The 15,611-nt window shown below is 43.6% G+C and carries 17 protein-coding genes; 4 read left to right on the top strand and 13 right to left on the bottom strand.

Going from position 1 to position 15,611, the window contains the following annotated elements:
- The first annotated feature begins 9 nt into the window (after positions 1-9).
- Together HZC34_00815 and HZC34_00810 are read left to right on the top strand one after the other, a co-directional pair.
- Positions 10-282: a hypothetical protein gene (locus tag HZC34_00815; protein MBI5700377.1), complete on the top strand. Its 273-nt coding sequence runs from the start codon at positions 10-12 to the stop codon at positions 280-282.
- A complete protein-coding gene (locus HZC34_00810; GenBank protein ID MBI5700376.1) occupies positions 242-910 on the top strand; it encodes a nucleotidyl transferase AbiEii/AbiGii toxin family protein in 669 nt (222 codons plus the stop codon). The genes HZC34_00815 and HZC34_00810 overlap by 41 nt, the downstream gene beginning before the upstream one ends.
- Positions 911-972: 62 nt before the next feature.
- Here HZC34_00810 and HZC34_00805 read toward each other — a convergent pair whose 3' ends face one another.
- The 4 genes from HZC34_00805 to galT are packed head-to-tail and all read right to left on the bottom strand — an operon-like array spanning position 973 to position 4,445.
- On the bottom strand, positions 973-1,659 hold the full coding sequence (locus HZC34_00805) for a Crp/Fnr family transcriptional regulator (GenBank protein MBI5700375.1): 687 nt from the start codon (positions 1,657-1,659) through the stop codon (positions 973-975).
- A gap of 7 nt (positions 1,660-1,666) precedes the next feature.
- The gene (gene merA / locus HZC34_00800; protein MBI5700374.1) at positions 1,667-3,076 is read right to left on the bottom strand and encodes a mercury(II) reductase; all 1,410 of its coding nucleotides are present in this window, start codon (positions 3,074-3,076) and stop codon (positions 1,667-1,669) included.
- 50 nt (positions 3,077-3,126) lie between these two features.
- Positions 3,127-3,420 (bottom strand): hypothetical protein, encoded by a 294-nt coding sequence (locus HZC34_00795; protein ID MBI5700373.1) that lies wholly within the window; start codon positions 3,418-3,420, stop codon positions 3,127-3,129.
- Positions 3,417-4,445 carry a galactose-1-phosphate uridylyltransferase gene (gene galT / locus HZC34_00790; protein ID MBI5700372.1) on the bottom strand — a complete coding sequence of 343 codons (1,029 nt, stop codon included), beginning with the start codon at positions 4,443-4,445 and terminating at the stop codon, positions 3,417-3,419. Before galT ends, HZC34_00795 begins: the two co-directional genes overlap by 4 nt.
- 164 nt (positions 4,446-4,609) lie before the next feature.
- On the opposite strand from galT, the gene HZC34_00785 reads away from it, so the two are divergent.
- On the top strand, positions 4,610-4,747 hold the full coding sequence (locus HZC34_00785; protein MBI5700371.1) for a hypothetical protein: 138 nt from the start codon (positions 4,610-4,612) through the stop codon (positions 4,745-4,747).
- A 67-nt stretch (positions 4,748-4,814) separates the two neighbouring features.
- Here the strand turns inward: HZC34_00785 and HZC34_00780 are convergent, their stop codons facing one another.
- From HZC34_00780 to HZC34_00740, 9 genes are all read right to left on the bottom strand, one after another.
- Positions 4,815-7,094, bottom strand: coding sequence for a copper-translocating P-type ATPase (locus HZC34_00780; protein MBI5700370.1), 2,280 nt, complete (start codon positions 7,092-7,094; stop codon positions 4,815-4,817).
- Positions 7,094-7,327 (bottom strand): hypothetical protein, encoded by a 234-nt coding sequence (locus HZC34_00775; protein MBI5700369.1) that lies wholly within the window; start codon positions 7,325-7,327, stop codon positions 7,094-7,096. The genes HZC34_00780 and HZC34_00775 overlap by 1 nt, the downstream gene beginning before the upstream one ends.
- Positions 7,328-7,345: 18 nt before the next feature.
- The gene (locus HZC34_00770) at positions 7,346-7,591 is read right to left on the bottom strand and encodes a TPM domain-containing protein (GenBank protein MBI5700368.1); all 246 of its coding nucleotides are present in this window, start codon (positions 7,589-7,591) and stop codon (positions 7,346-7,348) included.
- A gap of 46 nt (positions 7,592-7,637) precedes the next feature.
- Positions 7,638-8,246, bottom strand: coding sequence for a hypothetical protein (locus HZC34_00765; protein MBI5700367.1), 609 nt, complete (start codon positions 8,244-8,246; stop codon positions 7,638-7,640).
- The gene (locus HZC34_00760; GenBank protein MBI5700366.1) at positions 8,201-8,437 is read right to left on the bottom strand and encodes a hypothetical protein; all 237 of its coding nucleotides are present in this window, start codon (positions 8,435-8,437) and stop codon (positions 8,201-8,203) included. Before HZC34_00760 ends, HZC34_00765 begins: the two co-directional genes overlap by 46 nt.
- Before the next feature lie 75 nt (positions 8,438-8,512).
- A complete protein-coding gene (locus HZC34_00755; protein ID MBI5700365.1) occupies positions 8,513-9,652 on the bottom strand; it encodes an ATP-binding protein in 1,140 nt (379 codons plus the stop codon).
- 46 nt (positions 9,653-9,698) lie between these two features.
- A complete protein-coding gene (gene mtnA, locus HZC34_00750) occupies positions 9,699-10,682 on the bottom strand; it encodes an S-methyl-5-thioribose-1-phosphate isomerase (protein ID MBI5700364.1) in 984 nt (327 codons plus the stop codon).
- Between the two features lie 121 nt (positions 10,683-10,803).
- A complete protein-coding gene (locus tag HZC34_00745; protein MBI5700363.1) occupies positions 10,804-12,018 on the bottom strand; it encodes a hypothetical protein in 1,215 nt (404 codons plus the stop codon).
- 238 nt (positions 12,019-12,256) lie between these two features.
- A complete protein-coding gene (locus HZC34_00740; GenBank protein ID MBI5700362.1) occupies positions 12,257-12,433 on the bottom strand; it encodes a transposase in 177 nt (58 codons plus the stop codon).
- Positions 12,434-12,529: 96 nt separating this feature from the next.
- Between HZC34_00740 and HZC34_00735 the strand changes: the two genes are divergently transcribed.
- Positions 12,530-15,598, top strand: coding sequence for a hypothetical protein (locus HZC34_00735; GenBank protein ID MBI5700361.1), 3,069 nt, complete (start codon positions 12,530-12,532; stop codon positions 15,596-15,598).
- Positions 15,599-15,611: the final 13 nt, after the last annotated feature.

Genomic DNA, 15,611 nt, shown 5'->3' with positions numbered 1-15,611 from the left:
TAACTGGATATGGGCATAAAGCCAAATAAAAGATTATTCTGGTATTTAAAAGATAATGCGAATTTAGACTTGAACGATCCAGCCATATTAGATATGTATATCCAACAAGTGCTAAGCTGCGGCAAAACAAATGATGTAAAGGAATTGCTCAAATTAATAAATCCTTCGAAGTTTCGGGAATCATTTTTAAGGTTGAAGCGATTTTTACCGAATGAAGTTAAGATATTTTGGGAGGATTTCATTGGAAATTCTAAATCCATTACAAAAAGAGCTTTTAGATAATTTTGGCCTTGCTCCAGATAGCCATCTTTTTTATCTGACGGGGGGAACGGCTCTTGCGGCCTTTTATCTTAGGCACAGGAAAAGCAATGATCTTGATTTTTTTACAGCGGAAGAAAATATTATCCAGCCGTTTAGCTTTAGCCTTGAAAAAGAATTAAAGGAAAGGGATTTCCTCATTGACAGATCGCGGGGATTAGGCTCATTTGTCGAATTAGCAATCAAGAAAGGCGGCAAATCCACGCTGATCCACCTAGCACAGGACTCCCCTTTTCGTTTTGAGCCTTCCAAGGCATCAAATGAATTTCCAAAAATCAAAATAGACAGTTTGGTCGACATTGCCTCAAATAAGCTTTTGGCTTTATTTGGCAGGGCGACTTTGCGTGATTTTATAGATGTATATTTTCTTGTGAAAGAAGGCTATTTTACAAAAGAAAAACTAATGGGATTGTCGAAAGAAAAAGATCCGGGTTTTGATTTGTATTGGCTGGGGGTGGCATTCGAAAGAATTAATACATTTTCGGCTAATTCAGCCGATATGCTTTTGCTTGTCAAGGAATGTGAAATCGGAAAGCTGTCCGAATTCTTCAATTCTTGGAGAGAATCAATTTCAAAAGATTTGCTGCGATAACAACTGGCCTCCGCTTTTATAAAAAAGTTTTCCTGCCATTATAAGATCAAGAAAAATCCAAACTAGAACTTAAGCCTTGATATATTTTTAATGAAGATCTCTCGACCTTTGATTTCGATAATCCCTGCTCTTTTGAACTCATTTAATGTGAGCGTCGTGGTTTCACGGCTTGAACCAATAAGATTTGCCATCTCCTGGTGAGCGACACTTGTCCCGATCCGCAAAAATCCTTCAAATTTTTGGCCGAACTCTTCGGCCAATTTAACAAGAAGGCCTGCCAATCTCTCTCTGACGCTCTTAAAAACAAGATCGGTAAGTTTGGCCTCGATTGTACGAAGCTTCAACCCCATCAGCTTAACCAACCTAACCGTTAAATTGGGCTTCATTCTCAATAGCTCTTCAAAATTGCGTTCCGACATTGCGCAAATTATTGTTTCTTCCATTGCCTGGGCGTAGCTTTCATCCAGAAATTTGGACCTGTTATCCGGCATTAGCTCGCCGAACAAGTCGCCGGGCCGCAAAATCTCACGAGTAAATTCTTGGCCGTCTGGTGAAAGCGTGGATAGCTTTACCGAGCCCTCTTTCAGGAAATAAATTTGTTCGCCCGAGCCCTCGGTCGAATAAAGATTTTCTCCCTTCACATAATGTTTCATGTTGGTTTTTCCTTCCACCCATTTCATTTCTTTCGGCGACATCCCTTGGAATAAATTAATATTGGAGAGATACCAGAGTTTGGTTTTTTTATTCATATAGTAATTATTCCACGCAACAACTCAATTGGCTAATATCCTTATTAAATGATTGAGCAACAAGTTTGATGGCTTCGGACAGAGTCGGGAAAACATGCAAAGTATCGATTATTTGGTCAATAGTTAAGCCAAACTTGACGGCAATCGTTGCTTCGTGGATCAAGTCGACCGCTTCAGCCGATAAAATATGTACCCCCATTATCTTCCCTGTTTTATGGTGAATAACCATTTTGATCAGACCGCGGGTTTCTTTGACGGCTAAAGCTTTGGGAACTTGATCCATCCAGACTACGCGACAGGCACAGGTCTTAAAACGCTTCATATATTCTTCTTCGGTTAATCCAACGCTGCCAACTTGCGGTGAAGTGAAAACAGCATAAGGCACAGCATCATAATTTACTTTTAACTTGGCATTGGACAAAGCATTGCGCGCAGCCAAGTTGCCTTCCTTAGCTGCCACTGTTTCCAGCCAGGGCGGTCCGGCCACATCGCCAGCTGCCCAGATATTTGGCACGGAAGTTTGATAATATTTGTTAACCTTAATAAAGCCACCCTCGCCAATTTTGACGCCGATTTCTTCCAGCCCCATATTGGAGGTGTTTCCGACTACCCCTGCCGCCAGCAACAATTCTTCGGCGCTTAATTGAAAAGTTTTTCCCAGGCTTTTGATCTCAACATTTTTTAGTCCGCCTTTTTGTTGGACTCGCGTGGTTTTAGCCCCGACTTTAAGCGTAATTCCATCCGTCTCAAGATATTTTCGCAAAGCTAAAGAAATCTCATTTTCCTGCGCCGAGAGAATCTTATCCATAAGTTCGATTACAGTTACTTTAGTCCCAAAATGTCTAAAAAGTTGGGCAAATTCTAAGCCAAGCGGCCCTCCGCCTAAAATAATTATTGATTTAGGAAGCCTTTTTAAATTTAGAGCCTCAACATTAGTTAGATAATCGACCTGATCAAGCCCTAGAATCGGCAAGATTTTAGATGACGACCCAGTGGTGATCAAAAATTTCTTAGCCGTCAGCAGATCTTTGCCAACTTTAATCTCTTTAGCCGAAACAAATTCAGCTCGCCCAGCGACAAAAGTGACCCTTTTAAGATTGGCCACAACATTTTTGTATTTGCTTTGGCGAAACCCGGCGACCAGTTTGTTTTTTTCCTCGATCGCTTGTTTAAAATTAAATTCCGCCTTAACCCTGCCCAATGAAGCAAAGCGGGGATGCTGCGGCGCATAATAATCGCGTCCCACCTCTAAAAGATGCTTGGTCGGGACGCAACCAACATTAACGCAGGTGCCGCCGATCGGCAAGCCGGCATTGATCATGGCTGTTTTTGCACCCAGCTCGTCTGCCTTGATCGCCGCGGCAAAACCAGCCGCCCCGCCGCCAATGATAATGAAATCATATTCCTTTTTTCGCATTATTTTGCTCCTCTTTAACCAGGTTTACACAATATATTCATTTCGAATGATTACAGCGCAAACGGCAATAAAATAAAAAATACAGCAATAAAAATAATAACCAAAATAATAATAATATTTCTCTTGCTCTGGGCCTTATAAGCCAGGTAAAGAGATCTACTAAGAAAAATAAATGCGAGAAGAATAAAGCCCCATCGATATGCAGTAAATTGAGCAAGCGCTCCGCTCCCCAACCCAAAAGCCGCTAAAACTACCGGTCCCCAGCAGCAAATAGAAGCCAAAGCCGCCGAACAAAGGCCGCCTGTAATTTCGAGCAGGGCTTCCACGCTATTTTTAATTTTCATCCGTTATTTGCGCCCTTATAATTTATTTCTCTTAAAAATTCCGCCCCATCTTCTGGTGCGACCGTATTGATATAAATTCCCGAACCAAGCTCAAAACCGGCGATCCCAGTTATCCGAGGTATGATCTGGATGAAAAAATGATAGTACTCGAGATGCGGTTCATGTGATGGCCCTGAACGAATAACAAAATTATACGGCGGATTATGCAAACCTACATACATTTTGCCTAAGATCATCTTGACCGCGTGGGCGGCTTCTTTTACTTCTTCTTTAGTGCTTTGCCAGAAATTAGAAGCATGCCTCTTTAGGAAAATTTGGGTTTCAAAGGGAGTGCTGGATGCAAAAGGCGAAAAAGCGATATAAGAATCCGTTTCCAAGATTATCCGCTTCTTGAAAAATTTTTCTTTTTCCAAGGTTGCGCAAAAAACACATTCTCCGTTTTCATCAAAATAACTCATAGCAGTTTCTAAGCGGTGGCGGACCTGGACCGGCGCAAAAGGGGTAGCAATAATTTGGCAGTGCGGATGCCTAAGAGAAGTCCCAGCGGCTTGCTTATGATTCTTAAAAATAGTTACATGCTGCAGATTTTGGCCTTCACAAAGAGCTTTACAGCGCTCTTGGATAGCCAAAAAAACAAGTTCAATCTGTTCATCGCTCATAAGAGGGATATCCTCTTCATGGCGCGGGGTGCCGATCACTACTTCATGTTTGCCGACTCCGGCCATGTATTTAAAGTGATCCGCTTGAATATGGCGTTCACCGTTGGAACCAGGAATTAAGGCCGGAAATTTATTAGGCACGACACGGACTTTCCAACCGGGAGTATCGGGTTTGGATCCTGGATCTCTAAAAGCGAAAATCTCTCCCGGACTTCGACTTTCTTTGCCGGGACAAAAAGGGCAAGTCTTTTTCGTTTCCGGATCTTCATCATCAGCTTGAGTTTTAAAATCTTCCGGCCGCTTGCCTCTCTCTGTTGCGATGATCACCCATTCTTTAGTGGTCGGATCCTGTCTTAATTCCGGCAAATTATCCCCCCCCCTTTTTTCTATTTCATATTGCGATAGAGTCTATCGTTATGCCCAATGCATGTCAAGTCGAAAAACCACCTAAAAGCAAAGCGTAAGTTATCTTACATACGCTCTTTATTCTTGGGAATATAATTTAAATAATAAAAATGGGGGTGAAAGAAATGGCATTAATGTGCGGCTTGACAGAAGATTGTAAAAATAATCGGCCTGGCGCCCCATGCATACACGAATGGGGAATGATGATCATGGTTGCCGTAGTAGCGATCTACTTAATAGGCAAGGCTCAAGGCTGGTTCTAAAGCAGATCGTGCTTTAAAATAAAAGTGGGCTTAAGCGTTTCTGCCAGCCCGCCCTGAAATCTCCTTTTTAAGCCCTAAACCGCTTCATAAGTAACGAATTACTTACAACAGAAACAGATGAAAAGGCCATTGCGGCGCCGGCAATTACCGGATTAAGTAAAAGTCCGGTAAAAGGATATAAAACTCCGGCGGCTACCGGGACCCCGATCACATTATAAATAAAAGCCCAAAAGAGGTTTTGTTTGATCTTTAGCATCGCATACTTGCTAAGTTTGATCGCGGTCACAACATCCCGCATATCGTCTTTAACCAAAATGATTTCCCCTGTCTCTATCGCGACATCGGTGCCGGATCCGATCGCAATTCCTATATCGGCCTGCGCTAGAGCCGGAGCATCGTTGATCCCATCGCCCACCATTGCAACAATATCTCCGTATTTTTGGAGCTTTTTTATATTTTCCGCTTTATCCTGCGGCAATACCTCCGCTAATGCCTTGCTCAACCCCGCAAGCTTGGCCACTGCATCGGCTGTCCGCTTATTGTCGCCCGTTATCATCAAAGCATTTATCCCCATTTTTTTGAGGATGCTCACCGCGGTGACCGAATTTTCTTTTAGTGTATCTGAAACCCCGATCAAACCTTGGAAAATATTATTTTTGGCGACAAGCATAACGGTCTTTCCAAGGGATTCTAATTCTTGTATCTTTCCCTCAATATCGGAGAAATCAACTTTCTTATCGTTCATGAGCCCCCTGTTTCCGAACAAGATCTCTTCGTTTTTATATGAAACGACAACGCCCTTACCCGAGACAGAATCAAATTTATCGGGTTCGGGAATTTCAAGGTTTTCATCCTTGGCTTTTTTCAATATAGCTTCAGCCAATGGATGCTCGGACCTCTTTTCAGCAATCGCTGCATATAGTAAAAGATCGGAACCTGAGACTAAACGTCTCGGTTCCGATAAACTTCCGGTGGAACCGCGAAGTTTATTCGCAGGTTCCACCGGGACAATATCCGTCACCACCGGCTCCCCTTTCGTTAGTGTTCCCGTTTTATCAAATACGATAGTCTTTATCTGCGAGGCCATCTGTAATGCCTCGGCGCTCTTGATCAATATGCCGTGTTCGGCCCCAAGTCCAGTTCCAACCATCACAGCCGTAGGAGTTGCAAGGCCCAACGCGCATGGACACGCGATAATAATGACCGCGATAAAAGCCGAAAGGGCAAAAGCAAAAGTCTGACCGACGATCAGCCAAACAATAAAAGAAACGACGCCGATCAAGAACACCGTAGGGACAAAATAGGATGAGATCTTATCCGCAAGCTCTTCAATCGGGGCTTTGCTTCCCTGCGCTTCTTCAACAAGTTTTATGACTTGTGCCAAGAACGAATCTTTTCCGATCTTTTCCGCTTTTAATTTGAATGAACCCGTTTTATTTATGGTCGCGCCAATTACTTTATCGCCAATATTCTTTTCGACCGGGATGCTCTCCCCCGTAACCATAGATTCATCAACTGACGAATGTCCGCTTACGATCTCCCCGTCAACAGGGACTTTTCCTCCGGGTTTTACGACAACAATATCGCCTACTACGACGTCATTTATATTTTTTTCGGTTTCTTTGCCTGAAATTTCAACCATCGCGGTCTTTGGCTGGAGGCCGATCAATTTCTTTATGGCATCGGATGTCTTACCCTTGGCTATAGCTTCCAAATACTTGCCAAGCAATATGAATGAAACAAGGAAGCCCGCAACTTCATAATAAAGGTCGGCCATTCCCAGAGTATTATTTCCCAATAAAATGAGGATCGTCACAAATAAACTGTATAAATATGCGGCCCCAACGCCAAGCGATACCAAGGTATCCATGTTCGAAGTTTTTGTTTTAACAAGTGAAACGATCCCTCGCGTAAAAAATATGCTGCCAAAAGCCATAACAGGCGTCGTTAGAATAAATTCGATAACTGCGGCATTTTTCATCATAAACTCGGGCATTGGCCAGGCAAAAAGCAAATGCAGCATATAATACATTAAAGGAAGGCTTAGAATAAAAGACCCAAAAAATCGATCTCTTAAATTACGGATCTCCGCTTGGCGCGCCTGTTTTTCCGTATCAAGGCTTAGTTCTTCCTCTTCGATCGGCGTATAGCCTTCTTCTTCGATAACTTTTTTTATTTGGCTTGGACCGACTAGTTTCGGATCATATTTGATGACCGCTCGTTCATTAACCCTTAGATCTTTTGAAATGATACCCTGCAAGCTTGAAATCGCGCCGCCAACCGTCCCAACGCAGTGAGGATTATCCATACCGACGACTTTAAGTTTTAATATTGCTTCTTGCTCCATTAAAGTTCAACCCCTAAGAACTGCAGGGTCAAAGGATCGAGTTTTTCAACCCTCGCAGTAATGGAAACATGGAATTTTTTCATCATCTTTATCGCTTCTATTACTTTATTTATTATAAATGGCGTAACAACAACAATTCTTTTGCCCTTCGCGTCTTCAACCAAAAGTTTTGTCCCCGAAACAGAGACATACTTCGCATCAAACCTTACGATCCTGATGTCGCCTTCCTTCATGGCAATTATTATAAGAGCTCAGCTATTTGAAGGATTTTTCCCGACTTTCAAGCTTTTATACATCACGTCGGCATGGTCGCTCGGGGTTTGGCCTTTCAAGGTTTTCACGGTTAATATTTCTATATCGACATCGCTTGCCTTGTCATATTCCGAAAGGGTTTTTCCCAGTTTCAGCTCGTCAGGACCAGAAAGAATATCGGCGTTATCGTAGATATGTTTATTTTGCAAAGCATACGATAAAGCTTGCAGAAGGAATATTAGCAATAAACCTGCAAAATATATCCGCCTTAAATTAAACGTAATATTCCCCTTATTCACCATTAATTCTTGAATGAAGCGAGATAAAAAACAGGTAAATTATCAAACAGACATTTACAACCCCTTTAAAAGAATCCTCTATGCTTGGGAATAATCCGGAAATCGGATAAATAATAGCAAAAAACACCACAAGATAATAAATATTTTTCCTGATCAGCTCTTTTGGATAATTCCTATATAATAAGTGCGATAGATACAGCGTCATCGCCGAGCCCAAAGCCAATGACCCAAAAAACCCGATGAAATGATCCGAAACAGAGGCCATTGTGATAAAAAGGATGTAATAGACCGCTGATAAAAGGGAGATTTCCAAGAAGTTGATCTTCTCCCCTAAGATCAAGAATGTCAGGCAGATCGTTACCACCAAAAGCATCAAAGTATAAGGGTTGTTTTTTAATACCAGGCTCACTTTTGCGCCGGGCTGTTCGGGTTTTGGCAGCGCTACTCCCATTCCCGCTGTCGTTAGGGCTTTATCCAATTTCCATTCCAAGATTGTCCCCTTTCCATCCGAAGTTTTTGAAATAGTTGTCGGGGTCAAACAGCCTTCCGGATAATTTATTTGCGCTGCAGGCAATTGGTCAATATCGCCCTGAACGACCATAAAAGCCCCAAGAATAATAAGACGATAACAAGCGATTCAATTACGCGCTTTCCCCATTCCCAAAATGTTTCCTGTTTCTCGGATTTTTTATAATTTGCAAGAAATAAAACAAGCGCGGATATTACCATCATAAGGCCGATCACAGGTTCATATGTCATCCATCCAAAGAAACGATCAGCAAAAAAATTCATAATATGCCTCCCGTTGATAGATTTCGATGATAGTATATTCCTAATATTCTGCGAGTTCAATCCTGATTTTATTTGTTAAATGATTTGGCCAGCCCACAATTTTTCCAGGAATTCTTGCCAGGGCAGGATATTAATGTTATCAATTTGCCTGGGCCGGGGATCCAGAGAAACAACAATGTTCTGTCTTGTAGAATATTCTTCCGAAAAGGCCTTGAGCCCTTTCAGATGGAAGAGGTTAACGTTTTTGGCGGCTTTTATTTCCACGGCTATTTCATGGTCGCCCAAAATAAAATCAACTTCAAGCTGGGAAGCTGTGCGCCAATAAGCTATTTCAAATTTTTTCCTGGAGTAGTGGCTGTAAGCGACCATCTCTTGTAATATATAATGCTCAAAAGCCGCCCCAAAAATCTCGCTTCCGGGCTCTAAATTCCGACGTTTCAATAAATAATTTACTATGCCGAGGTCGAAAAAATAAAAGCGGGGGGCCTGGATCACGCGGCGTTTTGGTTTTTTTTGAAAGACGGGGATCCAGCGTGCGACCAATGTGTCGGTTAGGATCTGAAAATATGCTTTTGCCGTGACGGCACTTACGCCGCACTCGGAGGCTATATTCTTAAAATTCACGATACTCCCGTTGCTAAAGGCAGCGGCAGTAAGAAATTTGGTAAAAGCAGGGATGTTGCGTGTGACAGCCTCGGCGGCTATTTCTTCCTGGAGGTATTCCCCAACATATGATTCCAGCAACGGTTGTGGTTTTGCCGCGAGATAATGCCTTGGAATAAGCCCATGGTTAAGCGCGCGCAAGAGATCAAAATCAGGGATCTCTTTATAAACCAGCGGAAAAAGTTCATAGCGTAGAGCCCTCCCCCCAAGCAGGTTGCCGCCTTCGCGCCTAAGTTTCCTGGCGCTTGAACCACAAAGGATAAATTGGATTTTATGATTGGTAATCAACCATTGGACTTCATCAAGCAAAGGAGGTATCTTTTGAACTTCATCAAGAATAACAGGGCCTTTAGGGTGATTGGCCAATAGGTCTTGCCGAAGTATCGCGGGACTGGCAGTTAAACGAGCAAATTCATCTGAAAGTAAAAGATCATAATATGGAGCATTGGGGAATAATGTTTTTAACAATGTGCTTTTGCCGGTTTGCCTAGCTCCCCATAGAAAACATGTTTCCAAGCCTAAATCAACAAATTTTTGCAATCTCTTGAACATGATAATATTAACCTATGATTTACTTTATCATGATAGAGTAAATATGTCAATAAGGTTTTATTATGCCGTTTTCTGTAATTATTCCTGTAATATATTTTGCAAGCGTTACATCAAATCCCGGATTTAGCGCATGCGATCCGGGAGAAGCGACCAATATTTTTTCAATTTTCCCCGCTTTGCTTGGTCCGGTCTGGTACAGCACTTCGTTTTCGCTTCTTTCTTCTATCGGTATATCTTTTCCTGTTTTGCAGTTTTTATCAAATGTTGAAGTTGGGGCGGCAATATAAAATGGAATGCCGAATTCTTTGGCCGCGATCGCTTTCTCGAATGTGCCTATCTTGTTTGCAACATCATGGTTTTTGGCGATCCTATCGGCTCCGACGATCATCATGTCGACTTTGCCTTGAGACATTAAATAAGCCCCCGCATTATCGGGAATAATTTTATGAGGAACTTTTTCGTTATAAAGCTCCCATGCGGTAAGCCGCGCCCCCTGCCCCCTCGGTCTTGTTTCATCAACATAAACAAATACTTTTTTCTTTTGTCTCCTAGCGGCATAAATCGGCGAAAGGGCGCTTCCATAATCGACAAATGCCAGCCAGCCGGCATTGCAGTGGGTTTCAATATTAAATCCGTCTTTTATCAACTCATTTCCATATTCGCCTATTTTTTTGCAGGCAGCCGCATCTTCATTTGCTATTGCTTGCGCTTCTTTGGCAGGAGATTTTGAGGAAAAGACACGGTTGACCGCATAAAAAAGATTTTGGGCTGTTGGCCTAGTATTTTCTATCTCTTTTTTTGCCTTTTCAACATCTTCTCCAGCAAGAAATGCTTGCGCCATTGCAAACCCGGCAGTAGCACCGATCGCCCCCGCCCCCCTCACTATCATTGTCTTGATCGCATGGCAGGTTTCATGATAATTTTTAAGTTCAACGATCTTGAATTCGAACGGAAGGAGATTCTGTTCTATCATGAATACCGAATGCTTTTCCATCCAGACTGTTCGGTAATCTTTGCTATTTACTTTCATATATTTTTATTATATCAGAGTGATAACAATGTGTCATTCTGACCCCGAGCTTGTCGAGGGGGAAGAATCTAGTCCCGCCAAGGCGGGAGGAATCCAGCTTTAGTCCCAGTTGCTTTTTCTTTTAGATAAGCCTATAAGCTTGAACAAATTTAGCTAAAAGGTGTTCAGCAAGCCTAACATTCGATAACTCTTCTATCGAGATCAATAAAAGACGATTAAAAGGGTCAAGAAATGTTTTTATTCTAGCGTCATCCATTAATTTCCACTGAACGGTCCCGACAACATTAATATGGTTAATATCAACCTTCCTGACTATCCCTTCAAGCGCCGCGATCAAATTTGCAATTTCATCTTGCGTCAATTCAATTCCTCTTTCAATAGAAAAAACACATTCCTGCCATGCCAACTTCACCGTCAAATATTCAATATCCGACATTTGGGAAACTTCCGCTTCAGAATATATACGCCCTGCGGCGGCTTCGGTTCGTCTTTCCACTGTTCTTACAGCATGGTCTCTATTTTTGATCGCGCGTAATGCTGCCTTAAATTGATCAACGAAACCATCGCTTGAAAGCGCTTCAATTGGGATCATTAAAAACCCATTACGGCCATTTCCATCAACATAAATATTTGGATGCCCTTTCCATCTGATGCCATCCGTTATGTTTATATGCTCTATATTTCGCCTAAGGGAAAATGCGACGAGGCCTATTTTTCGCGCCTCAAGAAATGCTTCCGCCAACCGGTTGGACATCTCCGGTGTAAAGTTCTCCACATTGCAATTCACTTTGATCCCATAAGGTTGAAGCATCAGATTCACAATTTGCGCCGGATCATCGGCAATGGTTTGTTTCACGATCCTTTCAGCTAAAGCATGTTCCGATCCGCCATGCAGCGCATAAATAACATCAGGGGATCCTTTCCAAGGCATTGTGGTTACTTTGAGCCCGGTAGCTTGCAATACATCCTGTACCATGCCAAGCCTTATTGCGGTATCAAAATCCCAACTATCTAAAATACTCTGCAGATATTCCCCAACAACGGCTACTTTATTATGCTTATCATGCACCTCGAACTCTCGTCCCAGCGCCACCGCCGCAAAAGGAGTTACAACCCCAAACCTTGCAAAAACCAAAGGATATTTTCCGGCGGCTTCATCAACAACAGGGCCTATACCTTGCGCAGCTGACAAGGCTCTTGTTCTGCTTAGCGGCGTGATTCTTCCAACATTTCCTACTGTGGCCATTTTTATCATTCCTCCTATATACTGTAATACCAAATATCTATCGGGAGAAAGTTTTAGAAATTTCACTTTTACGCCAGCTATTTTGAGCATTCGGGAACACTCCAGATGTTTAATTTAATTCGGCAGGTATCGAGCCGGGTTGTATTCTAATCGTATTTATAATAAGATAGTTTTGTTGTTTTATGCTGAGACCGGGTAGGAAGCGAATATTTTCCGAAGGGTTTTTAAAACGATCGATTTTTTGAGTAGTTTTGAGTATCTAACCTCTAATTTCTGTTTTTTCTTTTCCCATCACCTCCATTTTCCCGATTTTGGGCGCAGTTATCCCTTAGGCCGCAATCGCGGCCGGTTCTAAAGGCGGCGGGGCAAAAATCTTTTTGAGATTGTAAGACATGTAAGTCAGCAATGATTGGGCATGAGTCTTGAGTAATCCCCAGTAGCGGCATCGTTTGAGGCGATAACTGCGCTTGCCGACCGCAAAAGGTTTCTCGCAAATCGGCCGCATATTGCGGGCATAAACGTAATCATCATTGCTTTCCTTCCATTGCTTCCAGAAAGCCTGATTGTTTTTCGGGATAACAAAATCAATGATGTTGAGATTTTGAATTTCTTTTTCTCTTCCGCCATAGGCCTTGTCGCTTCGATCTCTTTTTTTGCCTTTTCAACATCTTCTCCAGCAAGAAATGCTTGCGCCATTGCGAAACATGGCGACTTTCTTCGAGGACTATTTTATTCGCCCGCCAATTTTCTCCGCGGGGTAGAACAACTTGGACAATTTTGGGCTTCTGGCAATACTCCCTTTGAACAGGAAAATGCCCTAAGAGTAAAAATATTTTTGGAAGCGCTCTTTATCCCAGAATTGCGCAAGGTATTGTCTAGCTCGGCAATAACCAATATCCGAAAAGACGAGGAAGAGGCCAGTCCACCTTATATTTGTGAACAAACTGCCAGGTTGCTTTCCGGCCATAAAGAGATTGTTCGCGGCCTCTACCTTGCCCTGCGGGAATACGATACGCTCGTAATGTGGAAAAGATTGTTTGAGCAAGCGAAAAAATTGGGTATCCCATCAGTTTTGCCGGAGCTTGTCTCTTCGGCGGGCATTTCGTTCAAAGAATTGCGAAATCCTACTCTGGTACTCCGCCAAGATCCGGCTTCTGACAAGGACAGATTTAACCCAAAATTATTCGGGGCGGCAGATATTTGTCCCTTTGATATAGATCTTTCGCCGCAAAACCCGGTTTGGGTCATTTCGGGCGGCAACGGCAACGGTAAAACGCATATTTTGGAAGCGGTTGGCAACGCAATTATCATGGCTAACCGCGGCATACCGATTTTTGCGCGAGCCGCTTCATTGGAACCGGTTGGAGCGCTGGAGATGAATGTAAATGTTTCCCGCCATACTCTGACTGCCAGCGCTTTTCAAAATGAGATACTGCGCTACATCGAAGTGTTTGCGGAAATTGATAGGGTTCGCGAAAAGGGGCTTCCGGCAGTTGTTTTAATGGATGAACCAGGGCGCGGCACCTCGCGGGTAGACGGCTATGCTCTGCTTAGCGGCTTTATTGCCGGCTGTATCAGCCGCGGAGCCTATGTTGTAGCCTCCACGCATTACAATAAAATCGGAGAACTGCTTATTGATCCAAAAGTTAAAATTTTAACGGTTGATTCCGAACATCATCTGAAGAAAGGTGCCGCAGAAAGCGGCGCCATTGCCCGGGCGGCTAAAGAAGGATACCCTGATGAAATTGTATCGGAAGCTCATAATATTTACCTGGCCATGAAGGAGGGACGCAGCGTTGCGCTTGACCCTGTCAAAACTTGGAAACACGGGGAAACAGCAGAGAATTTTGAAATTACACCCTACGATGCGCTTCAGATCGGGGTTTGGAACAATAAACAACAATTTGTTGATCAGCAGGGAAATATTGATTTGACAATGGTTCCGCGAGAGGTCTACGATATTGATCACCGACTATTTTATCTGTGGATCGGGCCAGCCGCATTGGTTTTTGCGGAAAATTCACCTATAGCTTTAGAAGAAGCACGAACAAGCAATCGCCCAGAAGACGAAGCACCAAGCCATGAATTTTCAAAACGCGTCGTAGAGATACCGAGAGTGGTCGGCCACTGGGTCGGATTGGAGCTTACCCGCTCGCTTTCTCCAGCAGAGAGAGAATCCCGCTATCGCTGGTTTCAAAGTTTAGTGGGACTGCCGCAAGAGCAGTTTGACGAGATGAAGGCGGCTGTTTCGTTCGGCGCTTATTTTGAAGGACTGCTGCTCTGGTATGCCCAAGACGGTTCTTTTATGGTTCACTGGGATGACAAAGAAGATAAAATTCGCCACACCAGTGAGGCGCTTGATAAGCTCTTCAGTTCAATGGCAAAGGATATAGCAGAAGAAAAAAAGGCTTATCTAAATTTTGAAGCAATGAGAATATATATTTTTTCCCGCCTGCGCCAGCGGCTGGGGTTCACTGCCACTTTAAGCCTGGCGCTTTCCGATGCAGGCCTCAACAATCCCGACGCGCCTGAATCCGCTCAAATTACTCTGGATGAACTAGGGGCTGTGTCGGCGTTGATCGAAGAAGCAATTTCAAGCCTTGATTTGGAAAAATTAAAACAAGAATTGGTTAATAAGATAAACTCAAAGTTATCCTTGCTTTTGGCGCCAAAAATTGATCCTGTTATATTGGAAAATAGTCCGCTTGGCCCGGTGGAGGCTCAAGAGTACGCTAATGGTATATGGATCCAAATTATGGGCTTTATTAAAGAAAATTGGAAAAGATGGGCGTCCACCATGTCGACGGCAGTACCCGCTTTGACTTCACTCTACAAAAAATATCTGGAGCTAAATGCTCTGCTGGGTTTTGCCGAGACAGTTCGCGAGCAGGGATGGGCGCGAGCGGAAGAAAGCGACAGCCTGTCTCTATCTCGATCCAGGAGTCCGATCTTAACCGGCAGTATGGCGGCAGATGAAGTCGTTCCACTTTCTTGGCCGTCGACTGATCTTGATGGGACTCCGGTTATGGTTCTTACCGGCACAAACGGCGGGGGAAAAACGCATGCGGCGCTTGGTTTGGCCATGGCGGCGCTCTGCCGCCAGCAATTTGGATATGTTCCTGGCAGTTCTGCTTCAATTCCTAAATTTGGGCGGATCATCGCGGCCATCGAAACTGCCGGCCACACAGCCGAAGCAAGCTCCTTCACCGGGGAACTGCGCCGGCTAAAACGCGTGATCGACTTGGCTGATTCCGATGCGGGCGCCGAAAAACCTTTGATCTTTTTGGATGAGCCTGCGAAGGGAACTTCGGGAGAGGAGGCGGCGGCCTTGCAAAGTGCTATTGCCCGCTATTTAGCCAAGCACAGTGCCAAAGTAGTTTTGACAACCAACTATACCGAGCTATTTGAATATGTCGACCGAATGCCAAAAGACACTCTTCCCCATCGGCCATTATCGGTTGAGTTTTTTGGGGATAAGCCGTTTGAATTGCAGGAAGGAAGAGGGCGCAGTTCAGGTATTGATGTAGCGGAGAAAATGGGGTTGCCGACTGATGTCATTGATTTTGCTCGAAAGACAGCGGCAGCGCTGGAATCTGGCAGACATGAAACAGTTCCTCATCTTCCTGCTTTTTTGCATTCGCCGCTTAACATCACGGCACCGGAACACTAAATTATTTCCGGTG

The organism is Candidatus Saganbacteria bacterium (assembly GCA_016223245.1).
Classification (GTDB): domain Bacteria; phylum Margulisbacteria; class WOR-1; order XYC2-FULL-46-14; family XYC2-FULL-37-10; genus JACRPL01.
This window is presented reverse-complemented; position numbering and strand designations above follow the sequence as displayed.

Bases quoted from the DNA above. Each gene is read 5' to 3' on its own strand.
- HZC34_00815 (MBI5700377.1), top strand. From the start codon at position 10: ATGGGCATAAAGCCAAATAAAAGATTATTCTGGTATTTAAAAGATAAT.
- HZC34_00805 (MBI5700375.1), bottom strand. From the start codon at position 1,659: ATGAATAAAAAAACCAAACTCTGGTATCTCTCCAATATTAATTTATTC.
- merA (MBI5700374.1), bottom strand. From the start codon at position 3,076: ATGCGAAAAAAGGAATATGATTTCATTATCATTGGCGGCGGGGCGGCT.
- HZC34_00795 (MBI5700373.1), bottom strand. From the start codon at position 3,420: ATGAAAATTAAAAATAGCGTGGAAGCCCTGCTCGAAATTACAGGCGGC.
- HZC34_00785 (MBI5700371.1), top strand. From the start codon at position 4,610: ATGGCATTAATGTGCGGCTTGACAGAAGATTGTAAAAATAATCGGCCT.
- HZC34_00780 (MBI5700370.1), bottom strand. From the start codon at position 7,094: ATGGAGCAAGAAGCAATATTAAAACTTAAAGTCGTCGGTATGGATAAT.
- HZC34_00775 (MBI5700369.1), bottom strand. From the start codon at position 7,327: ATGAAGGAAGGCGACATCAGGATCGTAAGGTTTGATGCGAAGTATGTC.
- HZC34_00765 (MBI5700367.1), bottom strand. From the start codon at position 8,246: ATGGTCGTTCAGGGCGATATTGACCAATTGCCTGCAGCGCAAATAAAT.
- HZC34_00760 (MBI5700366.1), bottom strand. From the start codon at position 8,437: ATGAATTTTTTTGCTGATCGTTTCTTTGGATGGATGACATATGAACCT.
- HZC34_00755 (MBI5700365.1), bottom strand. From the start codon at position 9,652: ATGTTCAAGAGATTGCAAAAATTTGTTGATTTAGGCTTGGAAACATGT.
- mtnA (MBI5700364.1), bottom strand. From the start codon at position 10,682: ATGAAAGTAAATAGCAAAGATTACCGAACAGTCTGGATGGAAAAGCAT.
- HZC34_00745 (MBI5700363.1), bottom strand. From the start codon at position 12,018: ATGCTCAAAATAGCTGGCGTAAAAGTGAAATTTCTAAAACTTTCTCCC.
- HZC34_00740 (MBI5700362.1), bottom strand. From the start codon at position 12,433: ATGCGGCCGATTTGCGAGAAACCTTTTGCGGTCGGCAAGCGCAGTTAT.